The 20,209-nt window shown below is 29.4% G+C and carries 21 protein-coding genes; all 21 read right to left on the minus strand.

Annotation, left to right across the window (positions count from 1 at the left end):
- Positions 1 to 845: 845 nt before the first annotated feature.
- The 21 genes from HM982_RS17730 to HM982_RS17830 all read right to left on the minus strand — a co-directional run bounded on the left by HM982_RS17730 (position 846) and on the right by HM982_RS17830 (position 20,125).
- Positions 846 to 1,358: a hypothetical protein gene (locus HM982_RS17730; protein ID WP_179354672.1), complete on the minus strand. Its 513-nt coding sequence runs from the start codon at positions 1,356 to 1,358 to the stop codon at positions 846 to 848.
- Positions 1,359 to 1,586: 228 nt separating this feature from the next.
- Entirely contained in the window at positions 1,587 to 3,539 is a 1,953-nt protein-coding gene (locus HM982_RS17735) for a hypothetical protein (RefSeq protein ID WP_179354673.1), read from the minus strand.
- A 164-nt stretch (positions 3,540 to 3,703) separates the two neighbouring features.
- A complete protein-coding gene (locus HM982_RS17740; RefSeq protein ID WP_179354674.1) occupies positions 3,704 to 4,105 on the minus strand; it encodes a hypothetical protein in 402 nt (133 codons plus the stop codon).
- 170 nt (positions 4,106 to 4,275) lie between these two features.
- Complete coding sequence (locus tag HM982_RS17745; RefSeq protein WP_179354675.1) at positions 4,276 to 4,647, minus strand: hypothetical protein; 372 nt, start codon at positions 4,645 to 4,647, stop codon at positions 4,276 to 4,278.
- Between the two features lie 45 nt (positions 4,648 to 4,692).
- Positions 4,693 to 5,256, minus strand: a complete 564-nt coding sequence (locus HM982_RS17750; protein ID WP_179354676.1) for a hypothetical protein — start codon at positions 5,254 to 5,256, stop codon at positions 4,693 to 4,695.
- A gap of 195 nt (positions 5,257 to 5,451) precedes the next feature.
- Positions 5,452 to 6,288 carry a hypothetical protein gene (locus HM982_RS17755; protein ID WP_179354677.1) on the minus strand — a complete coding sequence of 279 codons (837 nt, stop codon included), beginning with the start codon at positions 6,286 to 6,288 and terminating at the stop codon, positions 5,452 to 5,454.
- 171 nt (positions 6,289 to 6,459) lie between these two features.
- Entirely contained in the window at positions 6,460 to 7,608 is a 1,149-nt protein-coding gene (locus HM982_RS17760) for a hypothetical protein (protein ID WP_179354678.1), read from the minus strand.
- A gap of 144 nt (positions 7,609 to 7,752) precedes the next feature.
- A complete protein-coding gene (locus HM982_RS17765; RefSeq protein ID WP_179354679.1) occupies positions 7,753 to 8,436 on the minus strand; it encodes a hypothetical protein in 684 nt (227 codons plus the stop codon).
- A 161-nt stretch (positions 8,437 to 8,597) separates the two neighbouring features.
- Positions 8,598 to 9,869, minus strand: a complete 1,272-nt coding sequence (locus HM982_RS17770; RefSeq protein WP_179354680.1) for an AbiH family protein — start codon at positions 9,867 to 9,869, stop codon at positions 8,598 to 8,600.
- 148 nt (positions 9,870 to 10,017) lie between these two features.
- Entirely contained in the window at positions 10,018 to 10,878 is an 861-nt protein-coding gene (locus HM982_RS17775; protein WP_179354681.1) for a hypothetical protein, read from the minus strand.
- 118 nt (positions 10,879 to 10,996) lie between these two features.
- Complete coding sequence (locus HM982_RS17780) at positions 10,997 to 11,740, minus strand: barstar family protein (RefSeq protein WP_218849893.1); 744 nt, start codon at positions 11,738 to 11,740, stop codon at positions 10,997 to 10,999.
- Positions 11,741 to 11,951: 211 nt separating this feature from the next.
- Positions 11,952 to 12,320, minus strand: a complete 369-nt coding sequence (locus tag HM982_RS17785; protein ID WP_179354683.1) for a hypothetical protein — start codon at positions 12,318 to 12,320, stop codon at positions 11,952 to 11,954.
- 98 nt (positions 12,321 to 12,418) lie between these two features.
- Positions 12,419 to 12,898: a hypothetical protein gene (locus HM982_RS17790; protein WP_179354684.1), complete on the minus strand. Its 480-nt coding sequence runs from the start codon at positions 12,896 to 12,898 to the stop codon at positions 12,419 to 12,421.
- Between the two features lie 159 nt (positions 12,899 to 13,057).
- The gene (locus HM982_RS17795; protein ID WP_179354685.1) at positions 13,058 to 13,561 is read right to left on the minus strand and encodes an energy transducer TonB; all 504 of its coding nucleotides are present in this window, start codon (positions 13,559 to 13,561) and stop codon (positions 13,058 to 13,060) included.
- A 151-nt stretch (positions 13,562 to 13,712) separates the two neighbouring features.
- The gene (locus HM982_RS17800; RefSeq protein ID WP_179354686.1) at positions 13,713 to 14,747 is read right to left on the minus strand and encodes a metallophosphoesterase; all 1,035 of its coding nucleotides are present in this window, start codon (positions 14,745 to 14,747) and stop codon (positions 13,713 to 13,715) included.
- 3 nt (positions 14,748 to 14,750) lie between these two features.
- A complete protein-coding gene (locus HM982_RS17805; RefSeq protein ID WP_179354687.1) occupies positions 14,751 to 15,242 on the minus strand; it encodes a hypothetical protein in 492 nt (163 codons plus the stop codon).
- A gap of 152 nt (positions 15,243 to 15,394) precedes the next feature.
- Entirely contained in the window at positions 15,395 to 15,955 is a 561-nt protein-coding gene (locus tag HM982_RS17810) for a hypothetical protein (RefSeq protein ID WP_179354688.1), read from the minus strand.
- A 176-nt stretch (positions 15,956 to 16,131) separates the two neighbouring features.
- Positions 16,132 to 16,713, minus strand: a complete 582-nt coding sequence (locus tag HM982_RS17815) for a hypothetical protein (RefSeq protein WP_179354689.1) — start codon at positions 16,711 to 16,713, stop codon at positions 16,132 to 16,134.
- Positions 16,714 to 16,861: 148 nt separating this feature from the next.
- A complete protein-coding gene (locus HM982_RS17820) occupies positions 16,862 to 17,593 on the minus strand; it encodes a hypothetical protein (protein ID WP_179354690.1) in 732 nt (243 codons plus the stop codon).
- 158 nt (positions 17,594 to 17,751) lie between these two features.
- Complete coding sequence (locus tag HM982_RS17825) at positions 17,752 to 18,729, minus strand: hypothetical protein (RefSeq protein ID WP_179354691.1); 978 nt, start codon at positions 18,727 to 18,729, stop codon at positions 17,752 to 17,754.
- A gap of 817 nt (positions 18,730 to 19,546) precedes the next feature.
- Entirely contained in the window at positions 19,547 to 20,125 is a 579-nt protein-coding gene (locus tag HM982_RS17830) for a hypothetical protein (protein ID WP_179354692.1), read from the minus strand.
- Positions 20,126 to 20,209: the final 84 nt, after the last annotated feature.

Raw genomic sequence — 20,209 nt, forward strand, 5'->3', positions numbered from 1 at the left:
TGTCCAAAAACAAGAATTCCAATTAGGGTCAATATGATTACGAAAGTTTTTTTCAAAATGTTGTACAACGTGTTTGTGTATAAGTTAGTTGCGTGGTTAAGCGACTAAGTTAGCAAAAATTGACTGAACCCGAGAAAATTCCAGCGGAATTTTCGTAAGTAATCTAAAAAAAGCAATTAATTATACACGTTGTTAACTGCTGGCTTTTTTCTATTTAGGCAGCGTTCAAATTTTTATATTTTCCTTTAAATTCATTTAGGAACTTAAATTCTCGCAAGAGTTTAAGCGTATTACTGCGTTTAGTGAATCCAGATTAGTACATATTGGTTTTCCTGCGTGTAGTTCAGCCGTAATGATAAACGTTTGCTTTTGAATCTTGGTTTCCTTTATCAATCTTTTTAATCTCAATTTATCTTAGTTGTTTTAATTATCAAATAGAGTAGAGTGAGCTGATATTTGGTTTCCTATATTAGTTTTTTTAATCTTAAATTATCTTAGTTCCTTTTAAAATTAAAGCAGAGCAGAGTGAGTTTTAAGTTGTTTTACTTTCTTTAATTTTTATAATTGAAATAATCTTGGTTTATTTAATCAAATAGAGATTACTCCGTAATACTTTTCAGTTTGCATTATTCATCCGAGTAATCAATCCAAAGTTGTTAGTTTGATGTTTAAATTTTAAAAAAATGTTGATTTGGAATCAGCTTGTAGTTAACGGTAACGTATAAGAATAGTAGCGGTTCTTTAAGCACTCACCTTTCAGTTCAAAATTTTCCAATCATGTAAAAAAAACGGCTTAGATTATTTACCTAAGCCGCTATTATTCTTATACATTGTTGTGTATAGTTTTATGGTTGAACATTTGAACAAATTTTTACACCACCCAACATCCCAGTATGATGAATAGAAATTGTCTCACCACTGGAAAAATTATCTGACTGCGAACCAATTGCATTTTCCACGCATTCTTGAGTCCAACAAGTATCAACAAGTTCCTGGTTTCCTGGGCAGTTAAAAGCTTCGTCCAAAGATGTCCATTGTCCATTTCTTTTACCAAGAGAATCTTCTATCCGAAATTTGCCAAATTTAAGCTTATTATTTTCCATAGTTATTTCATAAATAACAGTTTTTAAGTCGTTATTTTTCATTGTTAACTGTATATTATTTATATAATCAATAATAAGGCGACTTGTAGATTTGTTAGATTTATTTAAGTCAATCTCTGACCCATCAAATTTAAAGTTAAAATCTACATTCAATTCAGATAGTTTTAGTTCGTCACTATCATTCTCATTTGGTGCACAAGACGTAGCAATAACTGCTACTAAGAAAATAAGTAGGTATACTTTTTTAAAAATCATAATTTAAGGTTTTTAAAATTCATTTTTATTTTTAATGAATTAAAGTTAATATTTTTTTCTGATATATCATATGGATGGTCAGTCCTTTTTTGACCGTTATGCTGATTAAATTATACACAACGTGTTTGTGTATGATTTCGTTGCGTGTTTCAGCAATAAAGTTAGCAAACAAAAACGAGCGCGAGAAAATTCCGAAGGAATTTTCCAAATAGGCAACGACCAAAGCAATTAATTATACACGGTGTTAGCAGCAGTTTTTTTATTTATCATTATATCGTCCTCAATTTTCAACAAAGTAAGAATTATTATTTTTAGAATTAAATAGTAATCATTTTTGTGCTTTTGCTCAGATTGAGTATTTGTTCCGTGTGAATATTTGTTTCTTAAATCATATCCGTTTGTAAATGTTTTTTGATTTAGATAAAAATTATAATATTTTACTTCTTCTTGAGACAATAAAGTGTTTTCGTTAAACATTTTTTTATCCTCAATTAGTAAGTCAATTTCGTCTCTAACGAATTTTGGGTAATGCCAATAATTTAATAATTCATTTCTATGTAATTCTCGAATTATGTATATAAAAGTTATTTTATCTATTTCGACTATATTTTCTGTATTTATTTTTAAGTAACCATCTTTAACTAGACTTTGAATTGTATCAATTTGATAGTTTGCAAAATCATCTAAGTTTACAGTTTCTTTTGTTAATAAATCAAATAGGTTATTGTGCTTAGTTTTGAAAGTTTTTGTGTAAAACATATGACTTTGATCAGAAAAAAATATGTGCTTAAGTCGTAGAATTAGATTATCATTGGAATAAATATACTTTCTTTTATTGTAGCTGGTAATTTGACTAAATCCGATTGGTTTCGAACTTAGTTGAAGTAGTTCAATATTGATAGTGCCATCTTCAGCTAAACTTTTATATTGTTTTAATAAGAAATCAAAATCGGGTAAAAGAGTGCGGATTTTGTCTAATTCAGGCGAGTTTGATACTCTAACTTGAAATATTAAATTATTGGATTCTATTAGTTCATTTATATGTAACATAAATGAATTAATTAACTGCTCAATTCCACTATCTTTTCTTCTTAAATAATTATCTATGAGATGTAACTGTAATATAGATAGCATTTCTTTTCTAGCAAAAGCTGCTCCAATTTCGTAATCGTTTTTGGATTTTAAGCCCATTACACGTTCCATAACATCTAATTCACTTGCCTTACTCACTAAATAGATTAATGAAGTTTCATCAGTGTAATTAAATAGGAAACTAAATATTTTAAATAAATCTACTTGATTTTCAATTCCATCCAAATATTTTTCACTGTAAGTCGCTTCTATTAATCCATTTTCATTTTTAAATATTACAGGTTCATCTTGGACTTTACTAAGTCCACCTTGCACTCTAATATTCCAACTATGACCTTTTTCTAGTATTTCATTATTTTGTTCTTCAGCCTTTTTCTTTGCTTTGTATCTTGTTTTGTCAGAAAGCTTCAATTCATTTGAACTTTTTGATTTTTCAGCCAACCTTACGTAGTTTAAGTTTGATTCTTCACGGTCTAAATAAGTGCTTATTATGTATTCCTTATCTTCTAAACTCAGACTTTTTGGAAAATAATATTTAGTTAATTTATTGTCTGCATTTTTTTCTTCAAATTGAGAAAGTAAAATCTCAGCTGAATTTTTGTAGGTCAATAAAAAATCTCTGATTACTTTATTAAATTTCTGAACTATATTTTTCTGTTGCAGTACATAATTTACTTGATAAGAATATTTTTTTAGAATTTCACTAAATGTTAAGTCAGATATATTTTTATAAATGCTAAGTTTATTTATTAATTCCCAAATATTATTTGTGTAGTTGTAGTTTAATTCGCTTAAAATTTTATCAATATTTTCGTCATTGATTTTTAATAATTCGAGTTTTAGAGTTTTCCAAGTCTTTTCTGTAATTTGAATATAGCTCTCTTTTTCGGATATAGCCCATTTAGGTAAGAAGAGGTCGTTATCAAAATATATTTTTATATTATAGAATTCAAGTAAATCATTAAATGTGAAATTTTGTTCAAAACAAAAATCGGTTAATAATTTTTCGGCTTTAATCAGGTTAGGATTTTTAGCCATATCCTCTTTAGAATAAAATACTATTCTATCAATTTCTTCTCTTTTATTCACATTTTTTGTCAAATTGCTGCTAACGTTTATGTATAAGAATAGTTGCGGGTTTGTATGCGAGGATTTTCCGAAGGAAAATCAGACGTTACAAACACGCAACGACCTTTGATTAAGCACTAAAACCGCAATTATTTTTATACGGTGTTGTACAACGTTTTTTTTTATCAGTTCGCTATTCCAATTTTAGTAAATAACTCACGTGCTTTTACTAATTCAAATTGGTCTTTAAAATTTCCTAAATTCCTTTTCTTTCCATTTTTCAGTTTCAATGAGAATCTGTTATTCCCGAAAACTGTTTTCTCTTCAAGTTCCGTTATTTCTACGATTGAAATTTTCTCCGCTGTTGACAATTTAAATACGAACATAAAAAGAACAACTAAAGAAATAATTCCCAATCCAATCCAGAAATATTCAATAAAACCATATTCAGTTGGTTGTTTTCCAAATATTCGGATTATTGCGTTTGCTAAATTCAATATCATTAAAATTTTTAAAATCAGATATTGGTTTTTAAGTCCATCTTTTATTTCGATTGAGTTTTCCGATTCATTAAATTCTATTATCATCCTATTTTGAGTTTTTTTGGTAAATGTTGTACAACGGGTTTGTGTATGGTTAGTTGCGTGGTTAAGCAACTAAGTTAATAAACATTTACGAAACCATGAAAATTCCGCAGGAATTTTCGCAAGTAGGCAAGAACCTAGCAATTAATTATACACGGTGTTACCAGTAGTTTTTAAAAATATTCAATTTCACGTTCAGATATTTTATAAAATTTGTCATTTATATACATGTTTCTTTTAATCCAATTTCGCTTTGAATCATATTCTATGTATTCAAATTTTTCTTTTGTTCCCATAAATGTTTGCTCAATTAAATCACCGTAATCATTATAGTAACATTTAACAATTTGTTCACCATTTTGATGTACCTCTGAAAGTCTATCCTGTATATAATTATATGTCTTTACAAACTCAGTACATTTATTATTAGATTCTTCTGTTGTTATTTCTTTAATTTTTAGATTATTTTCACAATATTTATACTTAGTTATACTCTTTTCAGCTAAAGTTGATTTTTTCCATTTGTAATGTTGTATTTCTATCAAGTATCCTTGATTGTTAAATTTTTCTGTTGTAATAATATTACCATCTTAAAAAGTTTCTTTGGACAATAGTTTTCCTAAAGTGCAATATGAATACTTTATAATGATGCCATTTTGATGACTTTCTTCAACTAGTAAATTGTCAATATATTTATCAACTGACCATTTATTATAATGAAATTTAATCCCTTCAACTTCTTTAATGTCATATTTTTCTTCTTTAATAATATTATCTGATTTAGTTTTTAAACCTACTATTATTCCGTCAGTATTATACTCGAACCATTCACCAAATCTTATTTCTCCATTTTCATTATAATACAGTTGGCAATCAATTTTTTTGCCTTTTTCAGAATAAAGTAAAAAAGTTTTACCTGCTATTTGTCTGGACCCTCTATAACCCCATTTTTCTTTTATTCTTTTTTCTTTATCAAATACATAGGTAAAATTACTTGATGATAATGTTTGATTCCCTTTTGTTAAATCATTATTTACAGAATATTCAAAAACACTTAAAATTTTTATTTCACCATTTAGATTTTTTAACCTAGTTGATGAAGAGCCATCAGAATACAATATTGGGTTATAGTTTTTTTTGAAATATAAATTCATAATTTTTTTGTAAGGTTTATTGGTGGTTTGTAAGCTGTTTTGTTCAAATTACTGGTAACGTGTTTGTGTATGATTAGTTGCGTGGTTCAGCAACTAATTTAGCAAACTTTTACGAACCCGTGAAAATTCCGCAGGAATTTTCGCAAGTAGGCTAGAACCAAGCAATTAATTATACACGGTGTTGTAAAACGTTTTTTATTTCAATTGCCACCATTTTTTTCGTTTAATTAACTTGTCAATCGAAAATGATTTAGTTATTCCGTTTGTCTTTTCATATTTCAATTGTTGATTTACTGGCTCAATAATATGTTGCCAACCTGCTGAAAAACTTGCTCTTATTTCACTTCCGTTTGGCGTGTAATTCCGTTCGACAAGAATTTCTCCAATATTTTCAAATAACTCTGAAAAGTCTTTTTTGAACATCTTTGGCAAATACCAAGTAATTTTTGTTTCCTCTTTCCAATTCCCAAAACTTGCAACTAAAACATCACATTTTTTAAAATCCGAAACCGTTGGTTTGTTTTCTTGATTTATTCGAGTTGAAACGATTAGATTGTAACCAAAACCTGTTTCAAAGTCAGATTCCAAAACGATTCCACCACCATAATTTCCATTTTCCAATTTGAATGTTAAGCAACTTCCTTTTTTTAAAATTGGTTCTTTTTTGGAAATTCGTTTTCTTGCCTTTGGTTTAGCTTTTTCGGATTCTAATTTGATTAAAAACTTTTCAAGTACAATTTTTCTTTTTTTAATATCCGATTCGCTTGCGTCGAGTTCTTTCCATACTTTTAAGTCAGATTCGCTTTGGATTATTTCACGAACTTTTTCAAGAATATCAGTCGACAAGCTTTTAGTTTCCCAAAGAGCTAGTGCCAAAGCAAACCAAAAATCATTCTCTCCGTTTGGATTGTCCGAAATTAGTTTCTTTTTGATTTCTGTCGGTTCTTTTCCGTCGTTATATAAATCATAAAAGTCAGCATAAATATCTGCTGAAGTATCATTACTTTTTATGGCTGTTCCCCAAGTTCCCAATTCAGTTCGTGGTTTTGTTCAAAATGTTTTACAACGTGTTTGTATATGGTTTGTTGCGTGTTTTAAGCAACTAATTTAGTAAATAATTACCGACCAAGAAAGTCCGCGAGGACTTTCGTAAGTAGGCTAAAACTAGCAATAAATTATATACGGTGTTGGCAACTGCCTTTTTCACGTTCTAAATGTCAATGGGTCAATAATTAGTGTGTTTCCAGTATTTTCTATCCAACCTTCAATACTTTTAAAAACATCGTGTATTCCAAAAATCCAACCTAAAAAATTATCTCCACCAATAGTTAGATAATTAAGACAATTTTCAACATTATATTTTTGGATAGTTCCAAAGTCAATTACAATTCCGTGACCTTCTTTGTCAATATTTCGTAATAAAATGTAACCATCTTTCGGGTTTTCTGGATTCATTTCTGTTCCATCAACAACTTTATACTCTTTTGTATTCTGACCTGTATTTGTAAATAGATTATTTCGAGCATAAACTGTAGAAATAATTTCTAAACTTCGAACAACTTTTATTAAAGAACTTACGTATTTCGGTTCTGCATTTTGAGTAAAAAATGGTTGATTCATTATATTCTCAATTTTAGACATATAATCTCTCCAATCTTTGAGAACGGTAAATCCAAGGTGTTTTTGTTCAAATAATTGTAATTTCATTTCTTCCTCGGTCAAACTTAACATTTTCCATATCTCATCTAATGAATAAGGTTTATCATAACCATAAAATATCTTAAATGAATGATTGCAAATTGTTAGAATTTCTTTGTCAACTTGTTGTTTAATATAATTGCGAATTTCATCTTTCGCAGATTCTTTGTTTATTATTGACTTAATAGCAGTCTGAAAAATTTTTGATAGATTCTCTTTGTCTTTACTTTTGTTTTTTGGATTTTCAATTTTATAAGTTAATGGACGTCTAAATCGCAAATCGAAAGGTAAATCTTCTATTTTTCCAAATTCTGTATTGAATACACAAATAATATTTTCCCATCCAATTGTTTTTGCAGCATAGCCAAGTTCAACTAATACATTTGGGTTTGGTGATTTTCTTCCAATATAATCTGAATTTATAAAACTAATATCAGCAATAAAAATAGAAGAATTGTCAATTTTTGAAAATATTGTAGAAGCAATATCTGGTGTTCCAGTTATATCTTTTGTATCTCTATCAATTGCTACATCTAAATTAATATTGTCCGTTTTAATTTCCTCAATTGCTTTTTTGATGCAAATTTCAATAAAACCTCGATTTTTATTGTTAGGCAAATCTGATTGCCAAGAATAGAAGATTGATTTTTTCATTCAGTTTTTTCAGGTTGTTGCCAACGTGTTTGTATATGGTTTGTTGCGTGGTTTAAGCACCTAATTTAGCAAATAAAAACCGAATAGAAAATCCGCGAGGATTTTCGTAAGTAGGCTAGAACTAGCAATAAATTATATACGGTGTTAGCAACTGGCATTTTCTTCTGTCCATTCTTTAGCTACTTGTTCAACATAATCTGTAAATGTATTTATTTTGTCATAACTGTAAAATGTGTATTCTGGTTGTCCATTAATTGGCGTAATGTCATCAAAACAATGGTCAGAAGCGAATAATATTATTTTATTGGTTTTAGAATCATAGAAAGTCATATTCCCGTTTGCCTCTTCTACAAAACAAATTAGGTTTGAGTGGTCTATCGGTTTGATATTTTCTTCTTCGCAAGTTTCTTTATAATATTCATTCCAACTTCCAATTCCGAAACTGCATTCAGTTCCGATAAACATAAAATTCTGATTATTGGTTAGAGAATCCTCTGGCTGATTAAACGATTCCTGTATTCCACCAATATTTTGTAATAAAATTTTGTGTTCAGCACTTAACTCATCTGATACATTTTCTAAATCCTCAATTTTATTTAACCATCCAAATATTTCGTCATCAATATCAGTCCAAGCGAACAAAATGTGTGGAACATTATTAATTCGCAGAAAGGTTTTTCGTGAACATTCAATCAGTTTTGTCAGTTTTGGGAATATATTTATAAAGTCATTCGATAATTCAAGAGTTCTTTCTTCAATTTCAACTTTATCATTTTCTTGAAAAAACCAACTTATATCTTCTGCAAATGCGGTTAAATCTTTGTTCATAGTTGGTTTTTTTTGCTTGTTGCTAACGTGTTTGTATATGGCTTGTTGCGTGGTTTGAGCAACTAATTTAGTAAATAATTACCGACCAAGAAAGTCCGCGAGGACTTTCGTAAGTAAGCGAGAAGCTAGCAATAAATTATATACGGTGTTGGCAACAGGCTTTACCTTAATGGTTCGCAATAATTCTTATTTACTACTCGGTCTCGCATTTTAGCTTTATCATTAAAATTTCTTGATATATTTCGAATAATATCACTATAATTATCATTATTCTCACTTCGTTGATGAAAAAATAATTTTATTGAAGCACAATTGTCGTGTTCAAAAATTGTATTTAACATTGTTCTGTCAGATATACCACAGGAATGACCAAATATAAAAATTTGAAAATTTCCGCTATTTACAAATTCTAATAATTTTTTGTAATTATCGGTCTCTAAATAGTTAATTGATTTTATGTTCTCTAAATATGTGTTGTCGTTTAGTTTTTCGATTGATTTATATTCATCGTCAAGTTCGTCTCCAAATCCAAAAATTATGTCATTATTATCTCGACTATCCGTTGTGCCGTGAATATGAACAAACTCAGTTGAAGTAAACTTATCTTCATTAAATTGGTCAAACTCTCTTGGATTTTCGTAAATCTTTTCAGTAAATGTATAGTTGAAATTAAGAAATAATGTTTGGTCTGGAATTAAATCAAAAAAATTAATTGCTGATTCCGATTGTAATAGTTCCCTAATTGAGGATAAAGCATTGTCTAAATCAATTCTGCTTATTAATTTCTTGTTTTTTTCATTTAAGTCATCCATTGAAATTTGGTCTTGAGCAAGAGCTTCAATGTCTTTTTTTATAAGACTGTACTCAAACTCGGCTTTTTGGTTGAGAGCAATTTCCGAGAAATCTTTGAGTTTAAATGGTCGATAAATTTTGTGCCCAATTATTCGTTTTGTTCGTAAATGCTCACCACCTAAATTATCATTGAATGTTTTTTCAACTGCATTTAGATATTCGCCGAGTTTATTTTTAATTTTTTCAAAATCTGCATTCAATTCCTTCACATTGTAATCATTTCTTGGGAATTTTATTTTGTCATAACTTTTTTTTAATAAAACATAGTATTCATTTTCTACATCGACCCAATTATTCAAATAGGATTTGTCTGTTAGTTCTTTTAAAAATGTATTTTTAAATACAAGCGTTGTTTGGTATTCCTTAATTCCTCTTTCCAAATCTTGAAAAGTATTTTTCGTTATACGTTTAGAAGGTGAATTTTTAATTTTTATTTCATCGTTTTCAAAAGGTTTATCCAAAGTACTTTCTTGAATTTCAGTAATTGTTTTTGACCAATAATCATCAATAAATGATTTATAGCTTGTTTTCATACCGTGCGCTAAATCAAATCCATTTCCTAAGAGTATAATTCTTTTCATATAAAATTTTTATGTTCTGGTTTTTTTTTAGCTTGTTGCCAACGTGTTTGTGTATGGTTAGTTGCGTGGTTTAGCAACTAAGTTAGCAAACTTTTACGAACCTGTGAATATTCCGCAGGAATATTCGCAAGTAGGCTCAATGAAGCAATTAATTATACACGGTGTTGGCAATAGTTTTTATTCTTTTTGCATTTCTAAATTCAGGTTTGTTATTTTCCTTATTTGCATACATTCTGTAAATCCTTATTGCCATTGTATCATTCGGTGGTCTTGGAATATCATTGTTTATGAAAAAGTCGCTTTTGGTTGTCACAGATAAATTTGTGGTAATAATTGAATCTGTGATTTTCTCGTCAGCATAAACACTCAAATAAAATTTTTGAATGCGCCAATCTTTAGGTCCAAAGAAAGTTTCTAATTGGTCTTTAAAACTTTTGATATCATTTTCCAGATTATTTAGGGAATTCGAAAGTTCAGTCTTTCCAATCAATTGATCATTTGCCGAACTAATGAAGATTTTCAATCCGTAAATTGGGTCTACTTTTATTAATTCGGTCGAATCGCTTTTTGGCAGAGTAAATTTAATTCCAAACTTTCTGTTTAGATATTCACTATAGTTTTTGGTTTTAAGCATACTAAATTTATGTACACCATAAAAATTTTTTGCAGTTCCAAATAAACTGTCCTTGTTGCGAGAAAGCTCATAATTTATCAAAACTTTGCTAATTGTATCAATTGGAAATCCTACAGGTTCTCCTAATGAATCAGATTTCCAATATTTTGTGCATAGTTCCAATTCAATTTCTGATTTATTCGCTTTCCATACTGTTTTCTTATCAAATTCGCCAGGTAATTTAAGAACTAAACTATCTGGATAGAAGTGCCAAGTGCTATATTCATTTTCTATTTCACGCCAATTTCCATTTAGTTCATTTTCAGATGAATTTTGTCCACAAGAAAAGGCTAATAGGATAAGAAGAAAGTTCGATATGTAAACGGATTTTTTCAAATTATTGCCAACGTGATTGTGTATGGTTAGTTGCGTGTTTAAGCAACTAATTTAGTAAACAAAAACGAACGCGAGAAAATTCCGGAGGAATTTTCCAAGTAGGCAACGACCAAAGCAATTAATTATACACGTTGTTACCAACAGTTTTTATTTTCTTTTCAGCGTTCTGATTATTATAATCCGCTATAATTTCTTTTAATATTTTAGATTCCTTTTTAAATGTTTTTTCGAATTTATCCCAATTTGTCAAAGTCAGGTTTTTTGGCATTTCAACAATTCCGATTATTGTGTCCCAAAACGCATCCCAATTATTTCCATAAAATTCAGGAAAGTAAAGTCTCTCGGCAAAAGTGTCGTGTAAATGTTTAATATTCACAATTCCGCCAAGGTCAATAACTTTGAATTCAGGGTTTAGTAATTCTTTAAGTTCTTGGTCAACGTCTTCTAAAATCCGTTTTCGATACCATTCTACAGGTTCAAGTTGTTTTTTCAGAGCGTCAGAATTCCATAGTTTATATTCCGATTCTATTGGGCAATTGTCAAGTTCGCTTTCATAACCAATTGCAAGTCCAATTGTAAGAAATGGTCTTTTAATTTCCTCTTCTTGTTCGAGATATAATTCTCTTAATTCTCGGCTTGCCAAAACAAGCTCAATTTTACCAGACTTAATACTTTTAAGTAATGCAATTGTTCGATACTTTTCAAATTCCTTCCAATCAAAATGTTTTTTGATGATTGATTTTATGAAATTTTTTATTTCTCTACTTTTAAAATTAAACGCTAATAAATCGTTGTAATGGTCTTCTGGAATTACATTTTCAAGTTCTTTATTTTCATAAACCCAATTTTCAAATAATTCCAATAAAATGTCGTCATTTAGGAATTGATAAAACTTGATTCTATTCGGATTTATGTTGGTCATTCAAATTGTTGGTAACGTGTTTGTGTATGGTTAGTTGCGTGGTTAAGCAACTAATTTAGTAAACTTTTACGAACCCGTGAATATTCCGCAGGAATATTCGCAAGTAAGCTCAATGAAGCAATTAATTATACACGGTGTTGTAACACGTTTTTTATCCGAATAGTTTCTTTATAACTTGTTTTATATTCGGTTTAAATACTTGGAATTCATCTTCGTAAACAGATTCCGTGTATTCTTTTCCAATATATTCTTTTCCGTTTTTGTCAGTTAATATCGTTTTACAATATAAATACCTATATCCTGTTTTACCCATTTTGATTTTCAAGATTCCACTCCGAATAAAATCCGATTCAAAATTTTGACTTTTCAATGTTCTCCAAACTGTCTCTTTAAGTCTTGGCAATTGTTTGAGAATGGGTTTTATTTCAAGCTCATCTGGCACAATTTCATTATTCCAAAAGTCAATTGTTAACTCTCTAACATTTTTTTCTGATAAAGCATTGAAAACCCAATCAGCCATATATCCTTTACTATAATAAAAAGTCGTGCTGAAAAACTGTTGAGTTATAGTATTCGGCAATCCATTAAGTCTATTTACTTTCGGCAATATTAGTTTTTTTATTCGTTCAATTTTTTAATTATCAGTTCAGAAAGACTGTCATTTCTTTCGTCCAGAAATATAATTGTTGGACCATAAACATTGTTTATTGCAAGTAGTCCATATTTTGGATTAAATAAAATTGGTCCTGTAGCGTCATCTGCATAATCTATTGAGTCATAAAACTCAAACTCCAAACCTTGAAGTTTGCTATCTGTGAAATTTTTCTTGTCAGTTTTTATAAACTTTTCAAATCCAAAAAGAAGAGTATCAGTATCTATTATTTTTCTTATTTCTATAGTTTTTTCCGTATCGATTTGGTTAACATATTTAAAATTCAATGAGTTTTCTGTTTTGTTGAAAGTCAGATTAAACTTCTCATTTTTAGGTTCTGCGCCAAAAAATATTGTTGCATTCTTTTCGGCACTCCATTCTGTTTTATTTTCAGAACATCCGAAGCAAATCACTAATGTTAATATGTATGCAAAAAGTTTCTTCAAAATGTGTTACAACGGTTAGGTATAAGAATAGTGCGGTTTTGTGTGCGAGGATTTTCCGCAGGAAAATCAGACGTAACAAAAGAGCACTAACCTTTGATTAAGCACCTAATTTAGCATTATTTTTATACAATGTTGGCAATAGTTTTTTATTCCGCATTTTTATTCTTCTAATATAAATTTGAAAGGCAATAGAAATTTTACTTTAACTTTTTTTCCATTCCTCATTTCAGCTGGTTTCCAGTCAGGTATTTTCGAAATCACTTTATAAGAAGCTGTATCGTAATCTTTTCTTAACCGTTCAATTATTTCAATATCGACTACTTTTCCAAGAGTATCGACTACGAAAGTAGATTTTATTTTTCCTTCTATTTCCTCAAAGTCTCCTTGAGAAAATTCGAAGTTCTTTTGTATAAAAACAGTTAAAGAGTCAAATCCTCCAGGAAATTCTGGTAATTCGCTTAAACTCGCAAAATTTATTTGTTCATCATTTTCGTCTAAAAGTTGGTATTCCAAGTTTAGCGAGTTTTGAGATTCCACTTTTTTAAATTCCGATTGAGTGATTTTATTTCCAGATTCAGAGTTGTTTTCCGATTCTGTTTTTTCAGAATTCTTGCAGGAAATCAGAAGAAAAATGGTCAATATAATTCCTGTTATTCTATTCAATTCGTGATTTTTCTTAAATTATTGCCAACGGTTTTGTGTATGGTTAGTTGCGTGGTTAAGCAACTAAATTAGCAAACTTTTACGAACCCGTGAATATTCCGCAGGAATATTCGCAAGTAGGGAAGAACCAAGCAATTAATTATACACGGTGTTACCTGCTGGCTTTTCTTTTTGGTATTTCATCTAAATTTAAATTCAAGGCTAAGTCTATGACTTTTTGAGGTGTATCTAAAGATTTCTCTAAATCTTTTAAGTGCAACCTGTTAGAGTTCACTTTGTAAATAAAACCACTATAACTTAATTTAGAAACTTCTTTATTAAATTCCTCTTGATATCTTTCTTTTAATTTAATAGTTATGCTTTCCAACCTATCTTTTATGACTAAGACTGTGTTAGATAGTTCTTTAATCCAATTTTTTAAATCCTCGAGAAATCTCACAATTTCAGTCTCTTTTTTATAACTCAGTTTTTGAATTTGCTTATGAACTTGCTCGATTTTCATATTCTCCCAATCTTTTGATTCAAGTACTGGTATTTGCCATTTTGACTGTTGCTCTTTCCAATAATCTCTCTCAACCTTTATCTGATGAATTTTAAATTCCGGTAACTCTATAATTGTCAAGTAACCTCCGTGACAAGCTCCTGTATCAATACCATAAGTATTGTTTTTGATTTTCGGTTTATTACCAACAACGTGATGACCATATATTATGGGTTTGCTTCCAGAATAATACTCTTCCCAATAAGTGTCTTCTTCATATTTTTTTTCTAAATATCTCGAACCAGAAGTAGTGCCTGACAACACTTCATTTTTTTGATTTTGAAGTTTTATATCGTGCTCAAAAAAAGCATGAATTATTATTGCCTCATTTGTTTCGTAATAATAGGGAAGAGTATCTACCCATTTAATAAAATCATCATATTTATCTGCAAACTGAACTTTTACAATTTCTTGAGAATAACTAAGAACTCCTCTAAGATGTTTTCTCTCATGATTTCCCATTAAAACAACAGCGTTTTTACGATTTTTAAAATATTCATAAAGTTCATAGGATTTATTGCCTCTATCTACGATATCTCCTAATGAAATAACCAAATCATTTTCAGTTATGCCTATTCTGTTTGATAACTCAATAAATTCATCGAAACATCCGTGTAAATCTCCAATAATATATGTTTTGCTCATCTTTTATACTGTGATTTCAAGCATTCCAATTGTATAGTCTTTTTCTAAATACCATTCATCCATTTCTGTAAAATAATCATAATCGCTATCCCAAACTTTATAACAATTTACGTGACAAGCCTCCAGCCCTGGATAAATAACATCTTCTTGTACAGTAGAAAATTCCATAATTAATCGAAACCGATTGTTTGGAAAATTTTCTTTTAGCATTACCGACAACCTTTTTAAGATTTCCAAGCCCATACCTAAGAATTCAAATACTTTCATTTTTTGGCATTCAGAATAACTAAAGTAGTCAGGGATTGAATCAAAGCCAATAATATAATCAAGCTCATTAATTCCTGCTTTTTCATTTATTCTTTCAGTAATATTTTTATTTGGGAATCGTTCTTTCAATAAAGCAGTTGTCTTCTCTATTTCTAATTCAAAATAGTTAGGTAAGTTTATAAAAGTAGATTTAAAATCATAGTCTAATTCATTTAGATGATAATCCATTATGTCATTCGTTCTAATCTTCATCAGTTAGTGATTTTCAGCTTGCAGGTAACGGTTTTGTGTATGGTTAGTTGCGTGGTTAAGCAACTAATTTAGTAAACTTTTACGAACCTGTGAATATTCCGCAGGAATATTCGCAAGTAGGCTAGAACCTAGCAATTAATTATACACGGTGTTGTGGTACGTTTTTTTGTCCAGTTTTTATATTCGGTTGTGATTTCGACATTCTGATTTCCGTGAACTTTTTCTTTATACTCAATATTCATTTCATATTCAATTCTATATTTTTCCAATACCGAGTCTATTTTGCTTTTTTCTAATTCCGATGCTTTTAGTTTTGTTCTAAATCTGTTAAGTTTGGAATATGCAAATATCAAAATTGTAATTCCAGCTCCAATTGCGCTCGCTCTGAATTTCCAACGCATTACACTTTTCGAAAGAGTAATGTCAGCATAAAATTCATTTCCAATTATGAGTAAAAATCCGATTGCAATGAGTAAGTAGAAAGTCCAATGTTTTCTACTTTTCTTTTCATTCAATCTTTTCAGTTCCAGATTTACATTTTCTAACTTTTCTTGAAATATTTTATCCAGTAAAATGTCAGGACAGGTAATTTTAAAATTAGGTTTTTTATTGGTCAAACCGCAAGTCAAGCCATTTTTAAAATCCCTTTTCGGATGTTCGCATAAATCACAATGTTTGGTTTGAATCATCTTATTATGTCGGTTTTGGGAAATGTACCACAACGTTGTTGTGTATGGTTAGTTGCGTGGTTAAGCAACTAATTTAGTAAACAAAAACGAACGCGAGAAAATTCCGAAGGAATTTTCCAAATAAGCAATGACCAAAGCAATTAATTATACACGTTGTTGTGTGTACGTGCTTTATTTCAGTCGTTTTTCTTAATTACGTTATAAGGCAACAGTTCAACAATTACTTTTCCGTTTTTATCTTTTTTAATAATTTTTTCAGGTTTATTTTCTCCGTTTGTCAATATTCGTGCTTTATAGAACAATTCCAAATTTCCATTTAAGAATCCATTTCCGAATTCCGACAAATCTGTTTTCGCTTTTTCCAGACTTTCTTTAAATTCACTTTTCTTTGGAAAGTCATATCCATTATATTTTTTATTCGGTTCAGATAATCTTTGAATATCAGAAATCGAAATAGAATCCCATTCAGATTCAAAGAAATCATCGCAATTCCCTTCTCCAAGTTTTATGTCATAGGTAAATGGATAATCAGTTGGGAAATCAGATGCAGTTAATTTTACATACTGTTCTTCTTTCCGCCAAATTATAGTTGTAAAGTAAGTCTCAATCTTTTTTCGATAAAACTCAAATCCGTTTTTTTCTACTAAAGTTCCAACTATTTCCAATGCCGAATTTGAAAACGAAATATGCTTTCTCGAAGGTTTTGAGTTATCTCCAAATTTTAAAAAGTCAAATATTCCCATAATCTTGGTCAGCATTACACACAACGGTTTTGTGTATGGTTAGTTGCGTGGTTTAGCAACTAAGTTAGCAAACTTTTACGAACCCGTGAATATTCCGCAGGAATATTCGCAAGTAGGGAAGAACAAAGCAATTAATTATACACGGTGTTAGCATACGTTTTTTTTAGCACGAACACATTGTTAAAATTACAACTTTCATTTCATCAAACTTCTGTAATAATTTAGAAATTTCAGTTCCAATTTCTTCCTCAAGTTTATCAATCTCGTCACTAGCTTCATAAACTGCGCTTCCATTAGAATTCTCTATTATATTTTTTTGTTCTTTGATTTTATTTTCAAATTCAATTGATGTTTTTTCTAATTGTTTGATTATCGAATCTGTTTGATTTGTTTTCTGATGTATATAAACAGTATGTGAACATAAGTTAGCTCCGAAATAAAATGTTTCTGCTGGCTTATCGTTCATCCATAATCCGTCTTTCCAATTATGTTTAGATGAAATTCCAATAGCATAAGATTGGTCTGTTAGCTCGATAATATTTAATGATTTAATAGAGTTTATATCAATTCCTTTTTTGTCAGTTAAAGTATATATGAATCTTTCATCTCCATCATAATCATTGTAATTGTATTTAATTCTATTTTGAAAGTATGTATATTCATCTGTTAAGTCATTGAATTGATTGCTTAAAATAGTTTTATAATTCTTTTCTAAAAACTCTTTGTAGCTTATTGACTTATCTTTTTGATAAACAGTTGCTAAATAGTTATATCCAATAATTTTACTTCCATCTTTAAAGTCAATTGAAAACTTAATTTGGTGTCCATTATATTCAGCAAATGCTATAAAAGGCAAAAAAATAATTAAAAATAAAAATTGTATTTTCTTACTCACAATGTTTGTTTTAAATGTATGCTAACGTTGTTGTATATGGTTTGTTGCGTGTTTTAAGCACTAAAGTTAGTAAATAAAAACCGAATAGAAAATCCGCGAGGATTTTCGTAAGTAGGCTAAAACTAGCAATAAATTATATACGGTGTTAGCGGTAGTCTTTATTTAGTCATTTTGGATAAAATTTCTATAATCTCATTAACTAATTCGGGGTAATGTTCAAATGAACAAATAAAATGTTGTGAATAAAATTCCTTTAATGTCGAGTAGTGAGAATTTTCTAATTCCCAACACTTATTTACTGGTGAGCTATATATATTATATTCTTTATGTTTATGCTTTTTTTGAAAGTTTTCAAATTGGCTTAAGTTTCCTTCTTCTTCTTCTTCTTCAAAATCTAGATTGAAGTCCTTAAATATTTCTTTATGGTGTTCTGTGAAATCAGGACCAATCTCAGAATTATAAACTAGATAGGGTACTTTCTTCGCTAACTGTTCGATATTATCAACTTCACGAATTTTATTTATTGAAAAATCATCTTCTAAAATATATAATTCAGCATTTGTTACTAATATTGAAATTATGTAAGGTGGATTAGTATCTTCTAAATGACCCCAAATGTTTGATTCAATGTCTCTTTTTATTAAATATGGTAGTGCATATTTAAGTTGTGAAATACCGTGTCTAATGTCTTTATCAAAAACTTCTCCGCTTGTAATATTTATTTCAACTCCTTTTAAAGCGAAATCAAGTTTTTCTTCAAATTCATAGATTAAATCGTTGTCTATTTTTTTTAAAGAGAATTCGGCTAGAGATTTTATAGTATTTCCCAACGTAAAAGTTGAAAAATCTGACTTATTTACATCTGGAAGAAAAACCCATTTTTTACTTTCATCTCTATATTTACATTCGGTCAATAGTGTCAAGCTAGCATCAATTTTATCTTCAGAATCTATTGGAAAAAGAAAATAACCTTTTATATCTGTAGAAAATTCTTTTCTGCGCTCTCCTTCTTTTCGGAAATATGAGTAGTCAAATGAAACACTAAAATCTAAATCAGATAGAATTTTTGCAACTTCATACTCCAATGGTATACTTGATGACAATAGTCGACTTTTCCATTTTTTTGAATCTTTCATTTATTTCGAGGGTATGTTTAGATTACCGCTAACGGTTTTGTGTATGATTTGTAGCGTGTTTCAGGCTGTAATTTAGCAAATAATAATGGAATAGAAAAGCTGAGAGGCTTTTCGTTAGTAAGCACAGACCAAGCTATAAATGATACACGTTGTTACTTATAGGTTTTTTTTTCTATTTAGGCAGAGTTCAGATGTTTAAAATTTGTCTTTAAATAATCTTTAGGAACTTAAATTCTCGCAAGAGTTTTAGCGTATTGCTCCGTTTTGCGAATCCAGATTAGTTAAGATTGGTTTTTTCTCGTGCAGTTCAGCCGTAACGTTAAACGAATGTTTTTCAATCTTGGTTTCCTATATCAATCTTTTTAGTCTTAAATTATCTTAGTTCCTTTTAAAGTTAAATCAGAGAAGAGTGAGTTGTTTATATATTTCCTTTATTAATCTTTTTAATCAAAAATTATCTTAGTTCGTTTTCAATTAAAGCAGAGTAGAGTGAGTAGCTTAATTGTTTTCTAGATTTATCTTTTTAAGATTTAATTCTCTTAGTTATTAAGTTAAACAGAATTGAATTCGTGAAATTTTTCAGACCATATTATCCAGCCGAGTAAATTTTCGTTTGTTGGAAGTTAAATTTATAAATGTTACTAAAATGTCTGTTGGCGAGTCAACTTATAAGTAACGTGTTTGTGTATGGTTAGTTGCGTGGTTCAGCAACTAAGTTAGCAAACTTTTACGAACCCGTGAATATTCCGCAGGAATATTCGCAAGTAGGCAAGAACCAAGCAATTAATTATACACGGTGTTGGCAAATCGTTATTTTTTAATCCCAATATTTCTCTATTAAATGATATATAATTCCGTTGTCAATATCAATAGCGAGATAATTCGCATTTGGATATTTATTGCAACGATAAAATTCAATATTCTCTATATTCTTAATTTCGTAAAAAAATAAAATTTCTTTTTTAAATTCAGGCATTTCGCGCTCAATAAATTCCAAATTCTTTTTCATTTCACTTCCGTCAGTCTTTTCGGTTTCTGTGTCAGATATATCAGAATGTTTAGTTTTTAAATTCGATAGAAACTCTAACATTTCTGTTTTGTCCGATTTGTATTTAAAATAACAGGAATAGAAATTAGGTGGAAAGTTTATTTGAACACTTTTCATTTCGTCCGTTTCTGGAATATTATCGTCAGAATATATATCGCTTAAATTTACTTTTTCAGTCGATGAAAATGAGTTGAAAGCAAAATTCACTGATTTTTTCCAAGCTTTTTTTGAAACATCAGCAATTTCGGTTTTTGATTTTTCAATCAATTCCTTTCCTTTTTTTTTCGCTCTTTGACAAGAACAAAAAACAATTAAAGTCGTAAATATTATTTTTATGTGCGTTTTCATCTAATGTTTGCCAACGTGTTTGTGTATGAAACGTAGCGTATAAATATACACAAAAGTTTCGGATTATTACTTAGCCAAATCTGC

This window comes from Winogradskyella vidalii (genome assembly GCF_013403955.1).
Classification (GTDB): Bacteria; Bacteroidota; Bacteroidia; order Flavobacteriales; family Flavobacteriaceae; genus Winogradskyella; species Winogradskyella vidalii.

Coding starts and splice junctions, on each gene's coding strand:
- HM982_RS17815 (WP_179354689.1), bottom strand. CDS start 16,713: ATGCTGACCAAGATTATGGGAATATTTGACTTTTTAAAATTTGGAGAT.
- HM982_RS17830 (WP_179354692.1), bottom strand. CDS start 20,125: ATGAAAACGCACATAAAAATAATATTTACGACTTTAATTGTTTTTTGT.
- HM982_RS17770 (WP_179354680.1), bottom strand. CDS start 9,869: ATGAAAAGAATTATACTCTTAGGAAATGGATTTGATTTAGCGCACGGT.
- HM982_RS17765 (WP_179354679.1), bottom strand. CDS start 8,436: ATGAACAAAGATTTAACCGCATTTGCAGAAGATATAAGTTGGTTTTTT.
- HM982_RS17785 (WP_179354683.1), bottom strand. CDS start 12,320: ATGGCTGATTGGGTTTTCAATGCTTTATCAGAAAAAAATGTTAGAGAG.
- HM982_RS17810 (WP_179354688.1), bottom strand. CDS start 15,955: ATGATTCAAACCAAACATTGTGATTTATGCGAACATCCGAAAAGGGAT.
- HM982_RS17750 (WP_179354676.1), bottom strand. CDS start 5,256: ATGAATTTATATTTCAAAAAAAACTATAACCCAATATTGTATTCTGAT.
- HM982_RS17825 (WP_179354691.1), bottom strand. CDS start 18,729: ATGAAAGATTCAAAAAAATGGAAAAGTCGACTATTGTCATCAAGTATA.
- HM982_RS17730 (WP_179354672.1), bottom strand. CDS start 1,358: ATGATTTTTAAAAAAGTATACCTACTTATTTTCTTAGTAGCAGTTATT.
- HM982_RS17760 (WP_179354678.1), bottom strand. CDS start 7,608: ATGAAAAAATCAATCTTCTATTCTTGGCAATCAGATTTGCCTAACAAT.
- HM982_RS17805 (WP_179354687.1), bottom strand. CDS start 15,242: ATGGATTATCATCTAAATGAATTAGACTATGATTTTAAATCTACTTTT.
- HM982_RS17740 (WP_179354674.1), bottom strand. CDS start 4,105: ATGATAATAGAATTTAATGAATCGGAAAACTCAATCGAAATAAAAGAT.
- HM982_RS17800 (WP_179354686.1), bottom strand. CDS start 14,747: ATGAGCAAAACATATATTATTGGAGATTTACACGGATGTTTCGATGAA.